Genomic DNA, 14828 nt, shown 5'->3' on the forward strand with positions numbered 1-14828 from the left:
GAACTCTTTCGGATACGGCTTCGGCACTGCGACATCCTCTCAGGCTCGCCACCCGGCAAGCCAACTCGGTTGTCACCTATCCGTGCAGCAGCCCCCATCGCCGATACTCGTGGCGGGCGTTGGCTGAATCCAAAACCGTCTGAGCCAGCAGGATTCGTGGTTCCGTTATCTCGCAGGTCAGGTAGTCATTTCAGGCAAGCTGCCCACGCGCAGCCTGGGTGTCTCGCAGACTGCAGGCATGGCGAACTTTCCGAACGGCAATTTCACCATCACCAACAACGACACCGGACGGGTCCTGCGCGTGCGGTTAGGCACCGCCGTCGATATCAGCGACCACAAGGAAGGCACGACCTTCCCTCAGTACAAGACCAGCGCGCCGTGGCTCGAACTCGGCGATCCCGACGGCAGCATCGCCACCGCGTGGCAGTTCTACACCGCTGAAGACCGGGCTGAGCGGCGTCCCTACAACCAGATCGTCAGCACCGCAGTGCGCGACCTGCAGAACATCGGTGACTACTGTGTCGGGTTCCGTACCCGCGATCAGTCCGACAGCGGCCCTGTGGAGTTGACCAGTGAAGCGGAGTGGGATGAGATTCTGGCCAGGGAAGCCACGCGAAAGGCCAGGCCGGAAGAACGCAAACGATATCTGAGCACGCTGATCCCCGAATCCATGCCCAACGACCACAAGAATCTCGACGACTGGGAAGGCGCGTGCGCGGTCTACGCCAGCGACGGGGGCATGGATTGGATCAAATTCAGAATGCTCGCGGGCTGGGAACCCGCGGAGGAGCACAAACAGCCCCTGCTCGAGGCGATGGAGTCCTATCTGCCCGAACTCGAACAGGATGGCATCTATTACAGGCCCTCCCACGACGACACCACTACGGTCGCCCGGATGAGAGCCTGCGGACGTGATCGCGCCAACTACGAAACCTACCGGTGGGCCACCGACGGCACGCACATCTACGCCGCCGACGACAAAACCCTGGGCCCCGACCGTACCCACTGGACCGACCGCGACGGTCACCTCCACGGCCGTCCCCCAGGGGAACCCGGCCAATCATGGACCATCACCCCCTGGACGCCGCCCAAACGCACCGGTGGATTCACCCGTGAAGACATCGCCTACACCGGATTCTTCGGCGGCATCGGGCACGCCCTGCGCACCCTCGGCATCACCTAACCCTGCAACCCATTCGGCACAGGGAGCCGGTAGCGCTTACGCCTCCTCTCGGTTTCGACTCGGGAGGGGGCGCCTGTCGAACGTTGTCCACACGCGCATGCTCGCCGACCAGCGTCGCCTCGAAACGGCAAGTCCGGGAGGGCAATCGGGGGGCGGCACTCACCGCCAAAGAGATATAGCCATGACCTGCAACCCTCGCCTTGACACGAGAGGGGAGCCATTTTGGTGCGTTGAGGCGCGGTGGGGTCACGGTTGACCCGGACCAGGTGGTCAGGTTCAGGTTCTGGCACATTGTCGCGTTCGGTTCAGCAGGTTCATCAGTCGCTCAACAGGATTCGCTTTCTGAGCAGATCGGGCTTAGCGCGGCCGAACATCTGGCGTTTGAGCATCATGATCCGGTTGACATGGCCCTCCACGACGCCACTGTTCCAGGGCGGCGACAGGCAGGCGGTCACCGCGTCGAGGTCTTGACGCAGACCGCGGACGAACAAATGCAGTGCGGGCAGATCATCGACGTCGACGGCGCTCATCCAGGGCTCGAGGTCGCGTCCGCGCAGCTGCCAGAGGATGGCAGCGAACGAGCGGACATGGTTCGCGAGGCCGGTCAGGGACCGACTGGACGTCAGGATCGCTTCCAAATGCTGCGTGTCCGCAGCGTTGAGAGTGGCGGGATCTGTCATGAGCCAGCTGGCGACACGCCGGACTGCTGGCGGTTTGATGACCGGTTGGGGCAACAGGCTCTCCGGCGCGCCAAGGGCGTAGATAGGAGCGAACGACGTTCCTCTCGGCCTCGATAACCGTGGGCGGTGATCTCGTCGAACAGCTGAGTGGCGTTCGTGAAGCCTTCGCCCCACCGTTGCGGGAGGTAGGGCTTGAAATCGTCGAGCATGCTGGGCCGGTAGCCGGTGCCATTGTTGACCAGCAGTTCCTCGGCGGTATCGGCGCGCGCGAAGCGCCGGACCGTTCTGCGTGCCAAACCGAGCTTCGCGCAGATGACTCGGATGCTGTCGCCTTTGGCTATCAGTGTGTGGATTTCGCTGTGGCGCTGTTGAGTTCGGACCGCGGTTCGATCAGATTGCTCGCGCGAGGTCGGGCGCTCGCGACCACTTGCGCCGGTCCGGTCAGGATCGGCGGTTGCCGATGATGTTCGCCGGAGTCGGCCGGAACCTTCGCGCTCAGGTGGGTTCGGTGGGCAGCGACGGTGCGTTCGACCGCGGTGGCGAGGTTGTTCCGAATGTGCCAGCGATCGGCCACCTGCAACGCCTCGGGTGCACCGGCAGCGGCTCCTTCGGCGTAGGCGCAGGCCCGGTCGCGGCACACGATCTCGACCCCTGGATGGACCCTCAACCACGCGGCGAGTGTCTCGGCGGTGCGATCGCCAAGCACCTCGATCGGGCGACGGGACTCGATATCGATCAGGATCGTGCCGTAGTGATGTCCTCGGCGCCGCGCGGAATCGTCGACCCCGAGTACCCGTGGCGTCGGCCGGATCGGATCCGGCAGCGCCCGGATCTGCCGCGACAGCGTCATCCGGCTCATCGACACCGCCAAATCCCGGGTCAGACGCGCTCCGGCGCGACCGCCCAGTGCCAAGGCGACTGCGCACAAGACTCGTTGCGCTACCGCCGTGCGGCGGCCATGCCTCGCGGCCAGCGCAGGGAATTGCTCGACGAAAGTCCCTCTGCTGCAATCGGTATTGCCGCAAAACAGCCGTCGGACCTGCAACCCGATCAGCACTTCCCGGCCCGCGATCGCGGTGTCGGACAATCGACGCTGATAGCGGCTGTGCACGCGCGAAGATAACCGCGAGCATCCGGGGCAAGCAACCGGAATGCGCTGGTACTGGCCTCGATCTGAACGACTTCACCGGACATTCGAACACCATCGATGCGCAAGCCGTCCAAATGCGGGAACAGCCCGGCCATCAACTCAAGATCAGAACATCCGAGACACCATCGGCGACCGGCCATCCGAATATAAAGCCCCCCAGCACATTACTGACGGGTGGATCACGAAAGTGTGCCAGAACCTGAAGACTGACCTCGGTCGAATCGTGGATTTTGATCCCCTGGAGGGTCAGTTTTCGAGGATTAGTCGGCGGCGCGGTTTGCCTTGGCGAGGAGGGCGTGGCGTAGGAGTCGCCGGTGACGGTGAGAACCTCGGCGTGGTGGCCCTGGCGGTCGATCATGGCTGCGGCGACGACGTCGTCGGAGAACGTCTTGCCCAGCGGACGAAGGGCAGGTTCGAGGTGACCATGATCGAGCCCTGTTCATAGCGGGAGGCGACGAGTTGGAAGCGCAGGTTCGCCGCGTCCTGGTCGAAGGGGATGTAGCCGACCTCGTCGATGATGATCAGCTTGTAGCGGCGGATCTTCTTCTGTTCCGCGTCCGGGCGTCCGGAGTGGTGGGTGCTGGTGAGGCGGGCGATCCAGTTGCTGGCGGTGTCGAACAGCATCGAGTAGCCGGCGTGGGCGGCTTTGACGCCGAGCCCGATCGCGAGGTGGTCTTGCCGATGCCGGGCGGGCCCAGCAGAGATGACGTTCTCGGCTTAGGGATGAAGGTGCCGCTTGCCAAGTGCGCCAACACATCTCGCCGTAGTGAAGGCAGGTGGTCGTGGTTGAATTCGTCGAGGGCCTTGATCTGGGGGAAGTGCGCGGTGCGGATCCGCATGATGGTGCCCTTGGACTCGCGGTCGGCGACTCGGCGTTGCAGCAGAGCCACCAAATACACCTCGTGCGACCAGTTTTCGTCGCGGGCCTGGGTCGGCCAGCTCCTCGCAGGACCGGGCGATGGTTGGGATCTTCGACACCCGGTCAGGTAGGCCAGAATAGAGGGCAGCCCGTCGGGAGGTTTCGCCGAGCCGTTGGTCGCGGGCCGTTCTAGGTGGTTATGCCACCGCGTTCACCCGGATCGTCGGGCCGAGCTGCCAGGCCAGCTCCTCGGTGAGCCGGATGAGCGCGGCCTTGGAGGCGCCGTAGGCGGCGATCACGCCGGTCGAGCGCAGGCCCCCGACGCTGGCCACGTTCACCACCGCGCGGAGTGGGAGTGCGCCGCCCTGCGGGGGGTGTGCGCTGTGTTTGCGCGCGACGTATGTGTCTTACGGGAGACGTACGTCCGCCCAGCGGGAGACGTGCGGTCGCTCTGCCGGGTAGGTCGCTGTTCACGTGGGCCGACAGCGCTCTGCCCTGGAGTCGGCGTTCGCAATTCCCACGGGGGGCGGAGCCGCGGCCCGCTGGGGCGGCCGGTCATGTCCTCGGTCGCGGGCGAACGCGTCCGCCGCTTCAACTTTGCCTACGGCTCCGCCGAGGCGGGCCTTGACGGCTTCTACCTCGGCCTCCCGGTTGGCGCGTGGCGAGGGTTGCTGGCGTCGGTGCGGCCGACGCTCTCGCTGTTGCCGGTGGTTCTGCTGAGACGTCGCGGGCACACAGAGTGAGATGGCGTTCGATGTGGCCACCGTGAGTCAGCGAAAAGTGTTCGGCCGCAATGCGTTGCGTACCCGGGGCAGTCGCGGGTGGGTGTCATAGGAGGATGGCGCCGTTGGTGGGGGCGTCCTCTCGGGCGATGGTGGCGTAGGCGGCGGCCAGGAGGGTGGGGTCGGGGCCTTCGAGGCGGCCGGGTTTGGCGAGGCCGTCGAGGACTACGAAGCGGAGGACGCCTGAGCGGGTTTTCTTGTCGGTCTGCATGGCTTCGAGGAGTTGGGGGAGGGCGTCGGCGTCGTAAGTGGTGGGGAGGCCGACGCTTTCGAGGATGGTGCGGTGGCGGTCGGTGGTGGCGTCGTCGAGGCGGCCGGCGAGGCGGCCGAGTTCGGCGGCGAAGACGAGGCCGACGGCGACGGCGGCGCCGTGCCGCCAGCGGTAGCGTTCGCGGCGTTCGATGGCGTGGCCGAGGGTGTGGCCGTAGTTGAGGATTTCGCGGAGGCTGGCCTCCTTGAGGTCGGCGGAGACCACGTCGGCCTTGACCTGGATGGCCCGGCTCACCAGTTCGGGGAGCACGTCGCCCTTGGGGTCGAGGGCGGCCTGCGGGTCGCGTTCGATGAGGTCCAGGATGACCGGGTCGGCGATGAAGCCCGCCTTGATGATCTCGGCCATACCGGCCACGATCTCGTTGCGCGGCACGGTTTCCAGGGTCGCCAGATCGACCAGGACCGCCGTGGGCTCGTGGAAGCAGCCGACGAGATTCTTACCGGCCTCGGTGTTGATGCCGGTCTTGCCGCCGACGGCCGCGTCGACCATGGCGAGCAGGGTGGTCGGCACGTGCACGATCTTCACGCCGCGCATCCAGGTCGCGGCCACGAACCCGGCCAGATCGGTGGCCGCGCCGCCGCCGAGGCTGATCACCACGTCCTGCCGGGTGAGGCCGATCCGACCGAGCACCTCCCAGCAGAATCCCGCCACCGGCAGGTCCTTGCCCGCCTCGGCGTCCGGGATCTCGACGCGATGCGCGTCGATCCCTTTGTCCGCCAACGCCTGCCGCACCACCTCGGCCGTCTCGGTGAGCGGCGGCTGATGGAAGATCGCGACCGTCCGCACCCCGGACTGCCCGGTCACCTGATCGACCAGATCGCCGAGCAACCCCCGCCCGATGATCACCGGATACGGATCGGCGGCGCGGACCTCGATGCGGGTCGGCTCACTCATGGCAGCTGCTCCGATTCTTCTCGTGTTCGTCGTGTACATGCCCGCCCATGCCGGACCCGAGCACCATGCCCCGGCCCATCCCCTCTCCGGCCGAGTCACCCTGCGCGAGGCGGGATCTCGACTCCTCGCCCACCGTAGCCCCGCCGCTCCCGGGAGACCCCATGAGCCCGGAAGGCCTGATCGGCGCGCTGGCGGCCTCGCCGATCGTGACGGATGCCGCTGACCCGGGGGACGTTATCCGCGACTCGGCGGCCTCGTGGCCCGTAGCGAATGCCGTTGGGCCAAAGGATGTTTTCGAAACCTCGGCGGTCTGATTGCTCGTGACGGCCGCTGTTGAGCTGGGGTACTTTTTCGGCGACTCAGCGGCTTCGTGGCTCGTGGTGATTGCCGCTGGGCCGGAGTCCACTGTTTGCGGTTTGGTGGTCTCGTTGCTCCCGGTGAATGCCGTTGCGGCGGAAGGGTTTTCCGGCGTACCGGCGATTTGGTCGCTCCTCGCGGATGCTGTCGGGTTGGGGGAGGTTGGCCTGGCTGCCTCGGGGCCTGTCACGCGTGGTGTTGGGGCGGAAGTCGTCTTCGGACGCTCGGCGGTCTCGTTGTTCGTGGTGGATGTGGCTGGGCCAGCGGGCGTCATGGGTGGACCCGCCGGGCGGGCCGCGGCGCGTCGGCGGGGCGGACGGTTGGTCGGGTGGGCCTCGGGTTCGGGGTGGGCTTGCGGGGACCGGGAATTCGCGGATGCGTTCGGGTCGGGTGTGGTTGTGGTGGACGGATCGTTGGGAGTGGTCGGCTGGGGCTTCGAGATGGCCCCTGTCGACCGAGTCGAATCGGAAGGTGTTGTGTCGTCCGGCTTTTCAGCGGCGGGGAAATCTGCCTTTGAATTGTCGACTCGCGTGGACGGGGCAAGGTGGGTCGGTGCGGCCGATGGGCGGGTGGTGCGGCGTCTGCGACGGCGGTCCGCGTTCGACGGGGCTGCCGCACGCTTCGCCGGAGATTGGGGGGCGTCCGTTGAGCGCTCGGCGGAAGTCGTGGGGGTGGACCTACGCGTCGGTGGGTCGTTCGGGGTGGAGTCGGAGGTATCGCTCGTAATCGACTCGATGGCGCTCGGCGTCTTGCGGGTGTGTCGGCGTCCGCCTCGGCGGGAGCGGCGAGATCGTCGCCGTGCGGAGTCGTTCGCGGTTGGTTCGGCGGAATCGGTTGTGCGAGGGGCGTCTTCGGCCTGCCGGGTAGGTTTCGCGGCCGTGCTGGTACCGGCGGAGCGGGGCCTCGCCGCCGCGCCCTCGGTGTTGCTCGAGGTTGAGGCGGCCGACTCGGGGTTCTGCCGCGCCGCCGTCGCGTTCGTCTCGGCGGTGGGCTGGTTGCCCGTGCGGGAACGGCGGCGTCGGCGGGCTCGGGCGCGGCGGCTCGTGGCCTCGCCGCCGGGTGCTCGGGAGGGGGGCGCGGGGTGGGTGGTGGCGGGCTCGAGGTCGAGTTTGGCGAGGATGTTGCGGACCACGCGGCCGGGGCTGCGGCCGTCGGTGCGGACGCGGACGCTGGCGACCTCGCGGTAGAGGGGGCGGCGTTCGCGCATGAGGCTGCGGTACTTGGCGCCCGGATCGTCACCGGCCAGCAGGGGGCGGTGGGTGCTCGCGCCGGTGCGCCGAAGTCCTTCGGCCACACTGATTTCCAGGTAGACGACCGTGCGGCCGTGCAGCAGCTCGCGGGTGTTCGCCGACAGCACGGCGCCGCCGCCCAGGGAGACCACGCCACGCTCGGCGAGGATGGCCCGCCGCACCACGCGCTCCTCGATGCGCCGGAACTCCGGTTCGCCCTCGTCGGCGAAGATCTCCGGGATGCTGCGTCCGGTCTCCGCCTCGATTCCCGCGTCGGTGTCGAACAGTTCGACGCCGAGTTCCTTGGCGAGCTTGCGGCCGATCGTCGACTTGCCCGCTCCCGGTGGGCCGACCAGCACCACGCACGGTCGGCGCGGGTCGGTCTGCACGATCATGACGTCACGGCGCCCGGAACGTGCGGGCGGGCATTGATCCGCTTCACATAGCTGGTGATGTTGTCGACGGTCTCCGACAACGAGTCGCCGCCGAACTTCTCCAGGGCGGCCTGCGCGACGACGAGCGCGACCATCGCCTCGGCCACGACGCCCGCGGCGGGCACGGCGCACACGTCGGAACGCTGATGGATGGCGGCGGCCTCCTCGCCGCTGCTCATATCCACCGTCGACAACGCGCGCGGCACGGTCGAGATCGGCTTCATGGCCGCGCGCACGCGCAGCGGCTCGCCGTTGGTCATGCCGCCCTCGAGACCACCGGCCCGATTGGTCGAGCGCAGGACCCCGTCCGGGCCGGGCCGCATCTCGTCGTGGGCCTGGCTGCCGCGCCGCCGCGCGGTCTCGAACCCGTCGCCGACCTCGACGCCCTTGATCGCCTGAATCCCCATCAGCGCGGCGGCCAAGCGCGCGTCGAGCCGGTGCTCGCCACTGGTGAACGACCCCAGACCGACCGGCAGCCCCTCGACCACGACCTCCACCACACCGCCGAGGGTGTCGCCGTCCTTCTTGGCGGCATCGATCTCGGCGATCATCGCGGCCTCGGCGTCCTTGTCGAAGGCCCGCACCGGGCTCTCATCGATGGCGTCGGCGTCCGCGGCGGTCGGCACGACGCCGTCGGCCGCGCGCGCCGACCCGATCGACACCACATGCGAGACGACCTCGACGCCGAGAGCCTGCCGCAGAAACGCCCGGGCCACCGTGCCCGCCGCGACGCGGGCCGCGGTCTCGCGGGCACTGGCCCGCTCGAGGACGGGGCGCGCGTCGTCGAAGCCGTACTTGAGCATCCCCGAATAGTCGGCGTGCCCGGGACGCGGCCGGGTCAGCGGCGCGTTGCGCGCGAGTTCGGCCAGTTCGGCCTCGTCGACGGGGTCGGCGGCCATGACCTGGGTCCACTTCGGCCATTCGGAATTGGCGATCTCGATCGCGAGGGGACCGCCCATGGTGCGGCCGTGCCGCAGGCCGCCGATGACGGTGACCTTGTCGGCCTCGAACTTCATCCGCGCGCCACGCCCGTATCCGAGGCGGCGGCGCGCGAGTTGCGCGGCGATATCGGCCGAGGTCACCTCGACCCCGGCCACCATCCCCTCGAGGATCGCCACGAGGGCGGGACCATGCGACTCTCCGGCGGTAATCCAGCGCAACACGCTCACCATCTTTCCACGTCAGCAGGTCAGGTCGGACATCCGGTCGGCCCGGCGGCGCACCGGCGGGGCTCCGTATGCCCGCCGACCGGGGGATCGGTCGATCACACGAACGGCGCGGCCAGCAGCGCGGCGAGCGTTCCGACGCACATCGAAGGGCCGTGCGGGACAGTCGTATTCGCTGGTGGGGCGTGGGATCGGTAGGCGCGGAACACCGTGAGGGCGCCGCCGCCGAGCGCCGTGAGCACCGGGGCGCTCAGCGCCGCCCACATCCAAGTGTTCGCTCCGCCACACGCGGCGGCCGCGCCGAGGCCGAGCGCCAGTTTCACATCCCCGGCACCGAACGCGGCGGGCGCGGCCAAGTGCACGAGCAGATACGGCACGGCCAGCAGGAGAGCCCCGGCGACGGCGGCGGCCAGTCGATCGGCGCTCGCGGCGTAGCCGAGTACGGCGAGCGCACCGGGCAGCGTCAGCGGGTCGGGTAATCGGCGGACGCGGAAGTCGATGACGCTCAAGGCCGTACACCACAGGGCGAGGAGGACGAGTGCGAAGGCGGTCATGTCTCGATCCTGCACGGTCGAAATCGCTTGCGGGAGCCACGAATCCAAAATGTGGACAACTTTCGGGATGTGAACAACCGTTGCTTACGATCGGTCGCCTCGCGGAGGGGTTCGCCCAGGTGACGACGGGTGCGGCGGCTTCGGCGGGGCGACCGACGGGGTGCGGGCCCTGTCGGCGGGCAGCGGTAGCGTGGGTGCCATGTCTGATCACGGTGCGCACCGTCCCGCGTACGCGGCCCGCCGGGCCGCGCTGCGGGACCTGTTGGTGGAGAACAGGGTCGACGCCTTGCTGGTGACCGATCTGGTGAACGTCAGATACCTGACCGGCTTCACCGGATCCAATGCCGCGCTGCTGGTGTACGCCTGGGACGGGGCCGAGGAGCGCACCGTCCTCTGCACCGACGGCCGCTACCGCACGCAGGTCGGCGAGCAGGCTCCCGATCTACGCGCCGAGATCGCGCGGTCGAGCGCGCGCCGCCTGGTCGAACTGGCAGGGGAATGGCAGACCGGCCGCGTCGGCTTCGAGAGCCACGTCGTCACCGTCGACCAGCACCGCTCCTTCCTGGAGTGGGGCACCGGGCTCGAATTCGCGCCCACCCCCGGCCTGGTGGAGCAGTTGCGCCTGGTCAAGGACGCCTACGAGGTCGAACGCCTGCGCGCGGCCTGCGCGGCCGCCGACGCGGCGCTGGCGACCCTGCTCGACCGCGGCGGCCTGCGCCCCGGCCGCACCGAACGCCAGGTGGCCCGCGAACTGGAATGGCTGATGTTCGAACACGGCGCGCACGCGATCTCGTTCGAGACGATCGTCGCCGCCGGCCCCAATTCGGCTGTGCCGCACCATCGTCCGACCGACGCTGTGCTGACCGCGGGCGATTTCGTGAAGCTCGACTTCGGGGCGGTCGTCGACGGCTACCACTCCGATATGACCCGTACCCTGGTGCTCGGGCCGCCCAGCGACTGGCAGCGCGAGGTGTACGAGCTGGTCCTGGAGTCGCAGCGGGCCGGTCGGGAGGCACTGAAACCCGGGGCCGCGTGCGCGGATGTGGACGCGGCGGCCCGTTCGGTCATCGAGGCGGCCGGGCACGGTGAGCTGTTCGTGCACGGCCTGGGTCACGGTGTGGGCCTGCGCATCCACGAAGCACCGGCGGTCGGCAAAACCGGCACGGGTACACTGCTGCGAGGCGTGGCGGTGACCGTCGAGCCAGGTGTGTACTTCCCCGGCCGCGGCGGTGTCCGCATCGAGGATACGCTCGTGGTTCGCGAGGGGGGCCCCGAGCTGCTCACGCTCACCAGCAAAGATTTGACCGTCGTCGACTGACGCCGGTTGCCCTACGAACAGGAGATCCGAGGACAGTGGCGGACACCAGCGACTTCAAGAACGGCATCGTGCTGAAAATCGACAATCAGCTCCAGCAGATCGTCGAGTTCCAGCACGTGAAGCCGGGGAAGGGTCCGGCGTTCGTGCGGACCAAGCTGAAGAACGTCGTCTCCGGCAAGGTCGTCGACAAGACCTTCAACGCGGGCGTCAAGGTGGAGATCGCGAATGTCGACCGTCGCGACATGACCTACCTGTACCACGACGGGTCGGACTACATCTTCATGGACGGCGACACCTACGACCAGATCCACATCGGCGACAAGGTGCTCGGCAACAGCGCGAACTTCCTGCTGGAGAACATGTCGGTGCAGGTCGCCACGCACGAGGGCGAGGTGCTCTACGTCGAACTCCCGGTCACCGTCGAATTGCAGGTCACCCACACCGAGCCCGGCCTGCAGGGCGACCGGTCCAGCGCGGGCACCAAGCCCGCCACCCTGGAGACCGGCGCCGAGGTTCAGGTGCCGCTGTTCATCAACCAGGGCGACAAGCTGAAGATCGACTCGCGCGACGGCAGCTACCTCGGCCGAGTGAACGCCTAACCTGGTGAGCGTGGCGGATCAGCCCGGGGACAAGAAGTCCCCGTACAAGAAGCTCGGCGCCCGGCACAAGGCGCGCCGACGCGCGGTCGACCTGTTGTTCGAGGCCGAGGCCCGCGACATCGATCCCGCCGACCTGCTCGACGAGCGGGTGCGGCTGGCGGTGCGCGACGAGTCGGTGGCGCCGGTGAACCCGTACACCCGCACCCTGGTCGAGGGCGTCGCCGACGACCTGGATCGGGTGGACGGCACGATCGAGTCCTACTTGCAGGACTGGACGCTGTCGCGGCTGCCCGCGGTGGATCGCGCGGTGCTGCGGGTGGCGGTGTGGGAGTTGTTCCACGCCACCGACGTACCGCCCGTGGTCGCCGTCGACGAGGCGGTGGAGCTGGCCAAGGAACTGTCGACCGACGATTCGCCGGGGTTCGTCAACGGCGTGCTCGGTCAGGTGGTGCAGGTGGCCCCGCAGGTGCGGGCCGCGGCCGCCGCCACCCGGGTCCGCGACGACGAGGCGTGATGCGCAAGTATCTGGTCCTGGCCCTGCGGACCGCGCGCTGGGACGAGTCGGTGATCCAGCCGCATCGCGCGTGGCTCGCCGACGTCCGGGCCCGCGATCAGCTCGATTGCAGCGGCGGATTCACCGACGGCAGCGGCGGCGCCTACGTCGTGCGGGCCGAAAACCTCACGGCGGCACGGGAATTGGTGAGCACCGATCCCATTCACACCACCGGCGCCTCGGAACTCACCGTGTACGAATGGGACGTGACGGGCTGAGCGGACTCAGCCGGTGACGTACAGCATGGCCACGGCCGCCGCGGTCGCGCAGATCGCCAGCCCCGCCCCGGTGAGCACGAACCGGACCATCGGCACCCGCACCCCGTGCGTGCGGCAGAACTCGAGGCACAGCAATGTGGCCAGCGAGGCCCAGGGCGTGACGATCGCGCCGACATTGGTGCCGATCAGCAACGCCAGCAACTGATTTCCGTTGCCGTGCGGCACCACCGCTTCCCCGGCGGTGTAGGCGGGCAGATTGTTGGCCACATTGGACAGGCCCGCCCCCGCCGCCGCCGCGCGATACGCCCCCACCGCTCCGGAGTCGGTGCCGATCAGGTGTCCCATGAGATCGGACAGACCGAACCGGCCGAGGGTCGGGATCACCAGGAACAGCCCGACCACGAAGATCAGCAGCTGCCAGGGGATCAGCGACCAGCGCAGCGCGCCGCGATCCCAGATGACGAAGGCCGCCACGGCAACGAGCGCGGCCACGGCGGCCGCGATGCCGATGCTGTCACCGACGATCGGGATGGCCGCGATGAACAGCAGACACGCCACACCGGTCACGGCGAACAGCGCCCGTTGCCGCCCGTCGCCGGGACGGACGGGTTCGGGCGGCAGGTAGCGATCGTTGTCCCGGTGTCGTCGCCGCCAGTACCAGACCCATAGGAACAGCATGGTCAGCAGCACCGAAACCAGTTGCGGCAGCCACATTCTCGCCGCGAAGGCGGTGCCGTCCAGGCCGACGCGGTCGGCGGCCAGCAGGTTGGTGAGGTTGGAGACCGGCAGCACCAGGCTCGCGGTATTGGCCAGCCACAGCGTCGTCATCGCCAACGGCAGCGGCGGAATGCGGGCGGGCCGGGCCAGCGCGAGCATGACCGGGGTGAGCAGCACCGCAGTGGTGTCCAGATTCAGCACCATGGTCGTGGTCGCGGCGAACAGCACGCACAGCACGAACAGAATCGGATAACGCCCCCGCCCGATGATCGCCAGCCGATGCGCGATCACATCGAACACCAGGGCCCGGCGCGCGAGGTGGGCGAGCACGATCACGCTGCCCAGGAACAACAGCAGCGGCCCGACGCGGCGCAGATTGGCGGCGGCCTCGGCGCGCGGCAGCAGGCCGGTGGCCACGCACAGCAGCCCGATTCCCAACAGCGCCAGGCGAATCCAATCGAGGGTGCTCAGTCGCCGGGGGCGCGGCTCGGCCGCGGACGCGATCCGCTCGGTGTCGATCCGTTGCGGCATGCGGCGCTCAGGCGGGCGGCCGGGCCACCCACCCGGCCACGATCACCAGTCCCGTGGGCCGGTGCACGGCCAGGAATCCGAACGGTCGATCGAAGGTCACCGAGATCTCGAGGGCGGGGCGGGGGCGATGCAGCGCCGCCGCCCGGGCCAGTGTCACCGCGGTCACGGCGGCGGCCTCGAAACCTTCCCGGGTGAAGCGGGCGAGCGCGTTCTGGGCGGCCTCGGCGACATACAGCGGCGTCTGCGAGATCTCGGGGAAACGCTGGGCGCTGCCGTCGGCGGCCGTGCGCAGCCCGAACAGCTCGGCGTGCGCGAGCAGGCTGTGGCTGGAGCGAATCTCGAACGGCGGCAGCTGGATTCGCAGAGTGTCGAACACCGCCCGGGTGTCGCGGACGCGCAGGCCGGGTCCTTCGGTGCCGACCGGCAAGTCGGTGCGTACCGCCACCGAGCCGTCCAGCGCCCCGAGCCCCGCGCCGAGGACTTCGGCGGGTTCGCCGTGGCCGGTCAGCAGGTGCACATCGAGATCGCCGATGCCGCGGACCACCACGCGGGTCACCGGCGTCGCCGCCGTCAGGAGCGAAACATCGTCCAGCTGATGGGAATTGCGCGCCAGCGCCGGGCCGCGATGTCCCTGCCAGGGGCCGTCCTGCGGCTCGAGCACATCCTCGTCGAAGGTGTCGCGCCACGCGGTGCGCGCCACGATCGCGGTCGCGAGCACGAGCAGCGTCTCGGGCGTGATGTCGAGCGGGAACCGCCGGATGAGTCCGCCCGTGTGCTGGTCGGCCCACCCGTCGAGCGCGGCCTGGTCGGTGAGCTTCTCGACGGTCCCGTCCGGCAACGAGCGCGCCCAGCGCTCCCGCAGCTCCACGTCCTCGCGCACCCAGACCCCGAGCGCCCCCGCGATGGTCTCGGCCCCGTCCAGCTCCGCCAGCAGGCGCAGGGCCGCCTCGTGCGCCTCGGCGTCGGAAAGCCCCACGGCGGCGGCCAATTCGGCGCGCGCGGGTTCGTTCGCCGCCCCCGCCAGCACCCCCAGCAAGGGCCACACCCCGCACCCCGACAGGACGAAGTCGTCGCTACCGGCGGCCGCGCACCACCGCTCGGTCAATGCGTTGGCGGCGGCCACATGAGGCAGGAGACTGGTCTGCACAACGCCCAGGGTAGCCCGAACCGTGCGGAGGGCCGCCGCGCACGGACCAGTACCGGGACGCCTCGAATCCCCGAGTGCCAGGGAATCGTAAGGGCCGTCGAGTCCCCGAGTGCCAGGTAACTGTGGGGGCGTCGAATCCCCGAATGCCCGGGTATTGTGGGGACCGTCGAATTCTCGAGCGCCCGG

At 68.8% G+C, this 14828-nt stretch carries 15 protein-coding genes and 4 pseudogenes; 8 read left to right on the forward strand and 11 right to left on the reverse strand.

The window, feature by feature from the left end:
* Positions 1-238: 238 nt before the first annotated feature.
* Complete coding sequence (locus ACFYTQ_RS24750) at positions 239-1183, forward strand: hypothetical protein (RefSeq protein ID WP_387365442.1); 945 nt, start codon at positions 239-241, stop codon at positions 1181-1183.
* 317 nt (positions 1184-1500) lie between these two features.
* On the opposite strand, the gene ACFYTQ_RS24755 is transcribed toward ACFYTQ_RS24750, so the two are convergent.
* The 5 genes and pseudogenes from ACFYTQ_RS24755 to ACFYTQ_RS24775 all read right to left on the reverse strand — a co-directional run.
* Positions 1501-1863, reverse strand: a complete 363-nt coding sequence (locus ACFYTQ_RS24755) for a transposase (protein ID WP_387365445.1) — start codon at positions 1861-1863, stop codon at positions 1501-1503.
* Positions 1860-2159, reverse strand: a complete 300-nt coding sequence (locus tag ACFYTQ_RS24760) for a hypothetical protein (RefSeq protein WP_387365448.1) — start codon at positions 2157-2159, stop codon at positions 1860-1862. Before ACFYTQ_RS24760 ends, ACFYTQ_RS24755 begins: the two co-directional genes overlap by 4 nt.
* Before the next feature lie 44 nt (positions 2160-2203).
* Positions 2204-2974, reverse strand: coding sequence for an ISL3 family transposase (locus tag ACFYTQ_RS24765; protein WP_387365451.1), 771 nt, complete (start codon positions 2972-2974; stop codon positions 2204-2206).
* Positions 2975-3314: 340 nt separating this feature from the next.
* Positions 3315-3991, reverse strand: a pseudogene (gene istB / locus ACFYTQ_RS24770) (IS21-like element helper ATPase IstB); the annotation flags it as partial.
* Between the two features lie 81 nt (positions 3992-4072).
* Positions 4073-4216: pseudogene (locus ACFYTQ_RS24775) on the reverse strand (SDR family NAD(P)-dependent oxidoreductase); the annotation flags it as partial.
* A 210-nt stretch (positions 4217-4426) separates the two neighbouring features.
* On the opposite strand from ACFYTQ_RS24775, the pseudogene ACFYTQ_RS24780 reads away from it, so the two are divergent.
* Positions 4427-4519, forward strand: a pseudogene (locus ACFYTQ_RS24780) (decaprenylphospho-beta-D-erythro-pentofuranosid-2-ulose 2-reductase); the annotation flags it as partial.
* A 181-nt stretch (positions 4520-4700) separates the two neighbouring features.
* Here the strand turns inward: ACFYTQ_RS24780 and aroB are convergent.
* On the reverse strand, positions 4701-5819 hold the full coding sequence (gene aroB / locus ACFYTQ_RS24785; protein WP_387365454.1) for a 3-dehydroquinate synthase: 1119 nt from the start codon (positions 5817-5819) through the stop codon (positions 4701-4703).
* A gap of 161 nt (positions 5820-5980) precedes the next feature.
* Here aroB and ACFYTQ_RS24790 point away from each other — a divergent pair, with 161 nt between their 5' ends.
* Both ACFYTQ_RS24790 and ACFYTQ_RS24795 read left to right on the forward strand, forming a co-directional pair.
* A complete protein-coding gene (locus ACFYTQ_RS24790; RefSeq protein ID WP_387366193.1) occupies positions 5981-6133 on the forward strand; it encodes a hypothetical protein in 153 nt (50 codons plus the stop codon).
* Between the two features lie 921 nt (positions 6134-7054).
* On the forward strand, positions 7055-7363 hold the full coding sequence (locus tag ACFYTQ_RS24795) for a hypothetical protein (protein WP_387366196.1): 309 nt from the start codon (positions 7055-7057) through the stop codon (positions 7361-7363).
* On the opposite strand, the pseudogene ACFYTQ_RS24800 reads toward ACFYTQ_RS24795, so the two are convergent.
* The 3 genes and pseudogenes from ACFYTQ_RS24800 to ACFYTQ_RS24810 form a co-directional block, all read right to left on the reverse strand.
* Positions 7282-7800: pseudogene (locus ACFYTQ_RS24800) on the reverse strand (shikimate kinase); the annotation flags it as partial. The gene ACFYTQ_RS24795 and the pseudogene ACFYTQ_RS24800 sit on opposite strands and share 82 nt — an antisense overlap.
* Entirely contained in the window at positions 7797-9011 is a 1215-nt protein-coding gene (gene aroC / locus ACFYTQ_RS24805) for a chorismate synthase (RefSeq protein WP_387365457.1), read from the reverse strand. The pseudogene ACFYTQ_RS24800 and the gene aroC, both read right to left, overlap by 4 nt.
* A 92-nt stretch (positions 9012-9103) precedes the next feature.
* Complete coding sequence (locus ACFYTQ_RS24810; protein WP_387365460.1) at positions 9104-9559, reverse strand: prepilin peptidase; 456 nt, start codon at positions 9557-9559, stop codon at positions 9104-9106.
* 199 nt (positions 9560-9758) lie between these two features.
* Here ACFYTQ_RS24810 and ACFYTQ_RS24815 point away from each other — a divergent pair, with 199 nt between their 5' ends.
* The 4 genes from ACFYTQ_RS24815 to ACFYTQ_RS24830 are packed head-to-tail and all read left to right on the forward strand — an operon-like array spanning position 9759 to position 12247.
* The gene (locus ACFYTQ_RS24815) at positions 9759-10877 is read left to right on the forward strand and encodes an aminopeptidase P family protein (protein WP_387365463.1); all 1119 of its coding nucleotides are present in this window, start codon (positions 9759-9761) and stop codon (positions 10875-10877) included.
* A gap of 35 nt (positions 10878-10912) precedes the next feature.
* On the forward strand, positions 10913-11476 hold the full coding sequence (efp, locus tag ACFYTQ_RS24820) for an elongation factor P (protein WP_387365466.1): 564 nt from the start codon (positions 10913-10915) through the stop codon (positions 11474-11476).
* 10 nt (positions 11477-11486) lie between these two features.
* Positions 11487-11990: a transcription antitermination factor NusB gene (gene nusB, locus ACFYTQ_RS24825; RefSeq protein WP_387365469.1), complete on the forward strand. Its 504-nt coding sequence runs from the start codon at positions 11487-11489 to the stop codon at positions 11988-11990.
* Complete coding sequence (locus ACFYTQ_RS24830) at positions 11990-12247, forward strand: YciI family protein (protein WP_387365472.1); 258 nt, start codon at positions 11990-11992, stop codon at positions 12245-12247. Before nusB ends, ACFYTQ_RS24830 begins: the two co-directional genes overlap by 1 nt.
* Positions 12248-12253: 6 nt before the next feature.
* On the opposite strand, the gene ACFYTQ_RS24835 is transcribed toward ACFYTQ_RS24830, so the two are convergent.
* Both ACFYTQ_RS24835 and ACFYTQ_RS24840 read right to left on the reverse strand, forming a co-directional pair.
* Positions 12254-13495, reverse strand: a complete 1242-nt coding sequence (locus ACFYTQ_RS24835) for an SLC13 family permease (RefSeq protein WP_387365475.1) — start codon at positions 13493-13495, stop codon at positions 12254-12256.
* 7 nt (positions 13496-13502) lie between these two features.
* Positions 13503-14642, reverse strand: a complete 1140-nt coding sequence (locus ACFYTQ_RS24840; protein ID WP_387365478.1) for a serpin family protein — start codon at positions 14640-14642, stop codon at positions 13503-13505.
* Between the last annotated feature and the right edge of the window lie 186 nt (positions 14643-14828).

Origin of the sequence: Nocardia sp. NPDC004068, assembly GCF_042874315.1 — a bacterium.
Taxonomy (GTDB): Bacteria; Actinomycetota; Actinomycetes; order Mycobacteriales; family Mycobacteriaceae; genus Nocardia.

Excerpts from the sequence above, each read along its gene's own strand:
- ACFYTQ_RS24750 (WP_387365442.1), top strand. The coding sequence starts at position 239 with ATGGCGAACTTTCCGAACGGCAATTTCACCATCACCAACAACGACACC.
- ACFYTQ_RS24755 (WP_387365445.1), bottom strand. The coding sequence starts at position 1,863 with ATGACAGATCCCGCCACTCTCAACGCTGCGGACACGCAGCATTTGGAA.
- aroB (WP_387365454.1), bottom strand. The coding sequence starts at position 5,819 with ATGAGTGAGCCGACCCGCATCGAGGTCCGCGCCGCCGATCCGTATCCG.
- ACFYTQ_RS24790 (WP_387366193.1), top strand. The coding sequence starts at position 5,981 with ATGAGCCCGGAAGGCCTGATCGGCGCGCTGGCGGCCTCGCCGATCGTG.
- aroC (WP_387365457.1), bottom strand. The coding sequence starts at position 9,011 with ATGGTGAGCGTGTTGCGCTGGATTACCGCCGGAGAGTCGCATGGTCCC.
- ACFYTQ_RS24810 (WP_387365460.1), bottom strand. The coding sequence starts at position 9,559 with ATGACCGCCTTCGCACTCGTCCTCCTCGCCCTGTGGTGTACGGCCTTG.
- ACFYTQ_RS24815 (WP_387365463.1), top strand. The coding sequence starts at position 9,759 with ATGTCTGATCACGGTGCGCACCGTCCCGCGTACGCGGCCCGCCGGGCC.
- ACFYTQ_RS24830 (WP_387365472.1), top strand. The coding sequence starts at position 11,990 with ATGCGCAAGTATCTGGTCCTGGCCCTGCGGACCGCGCGCTGGGACGAG.
- ACFYTQ_RS24835 (WP_387365475.1), bottom strand. The coding sequence starts at position 13,495 with ATGCCGCAACGGATCGACACCGAGCGGATCGCGTCCGCGGCCGAGCCG.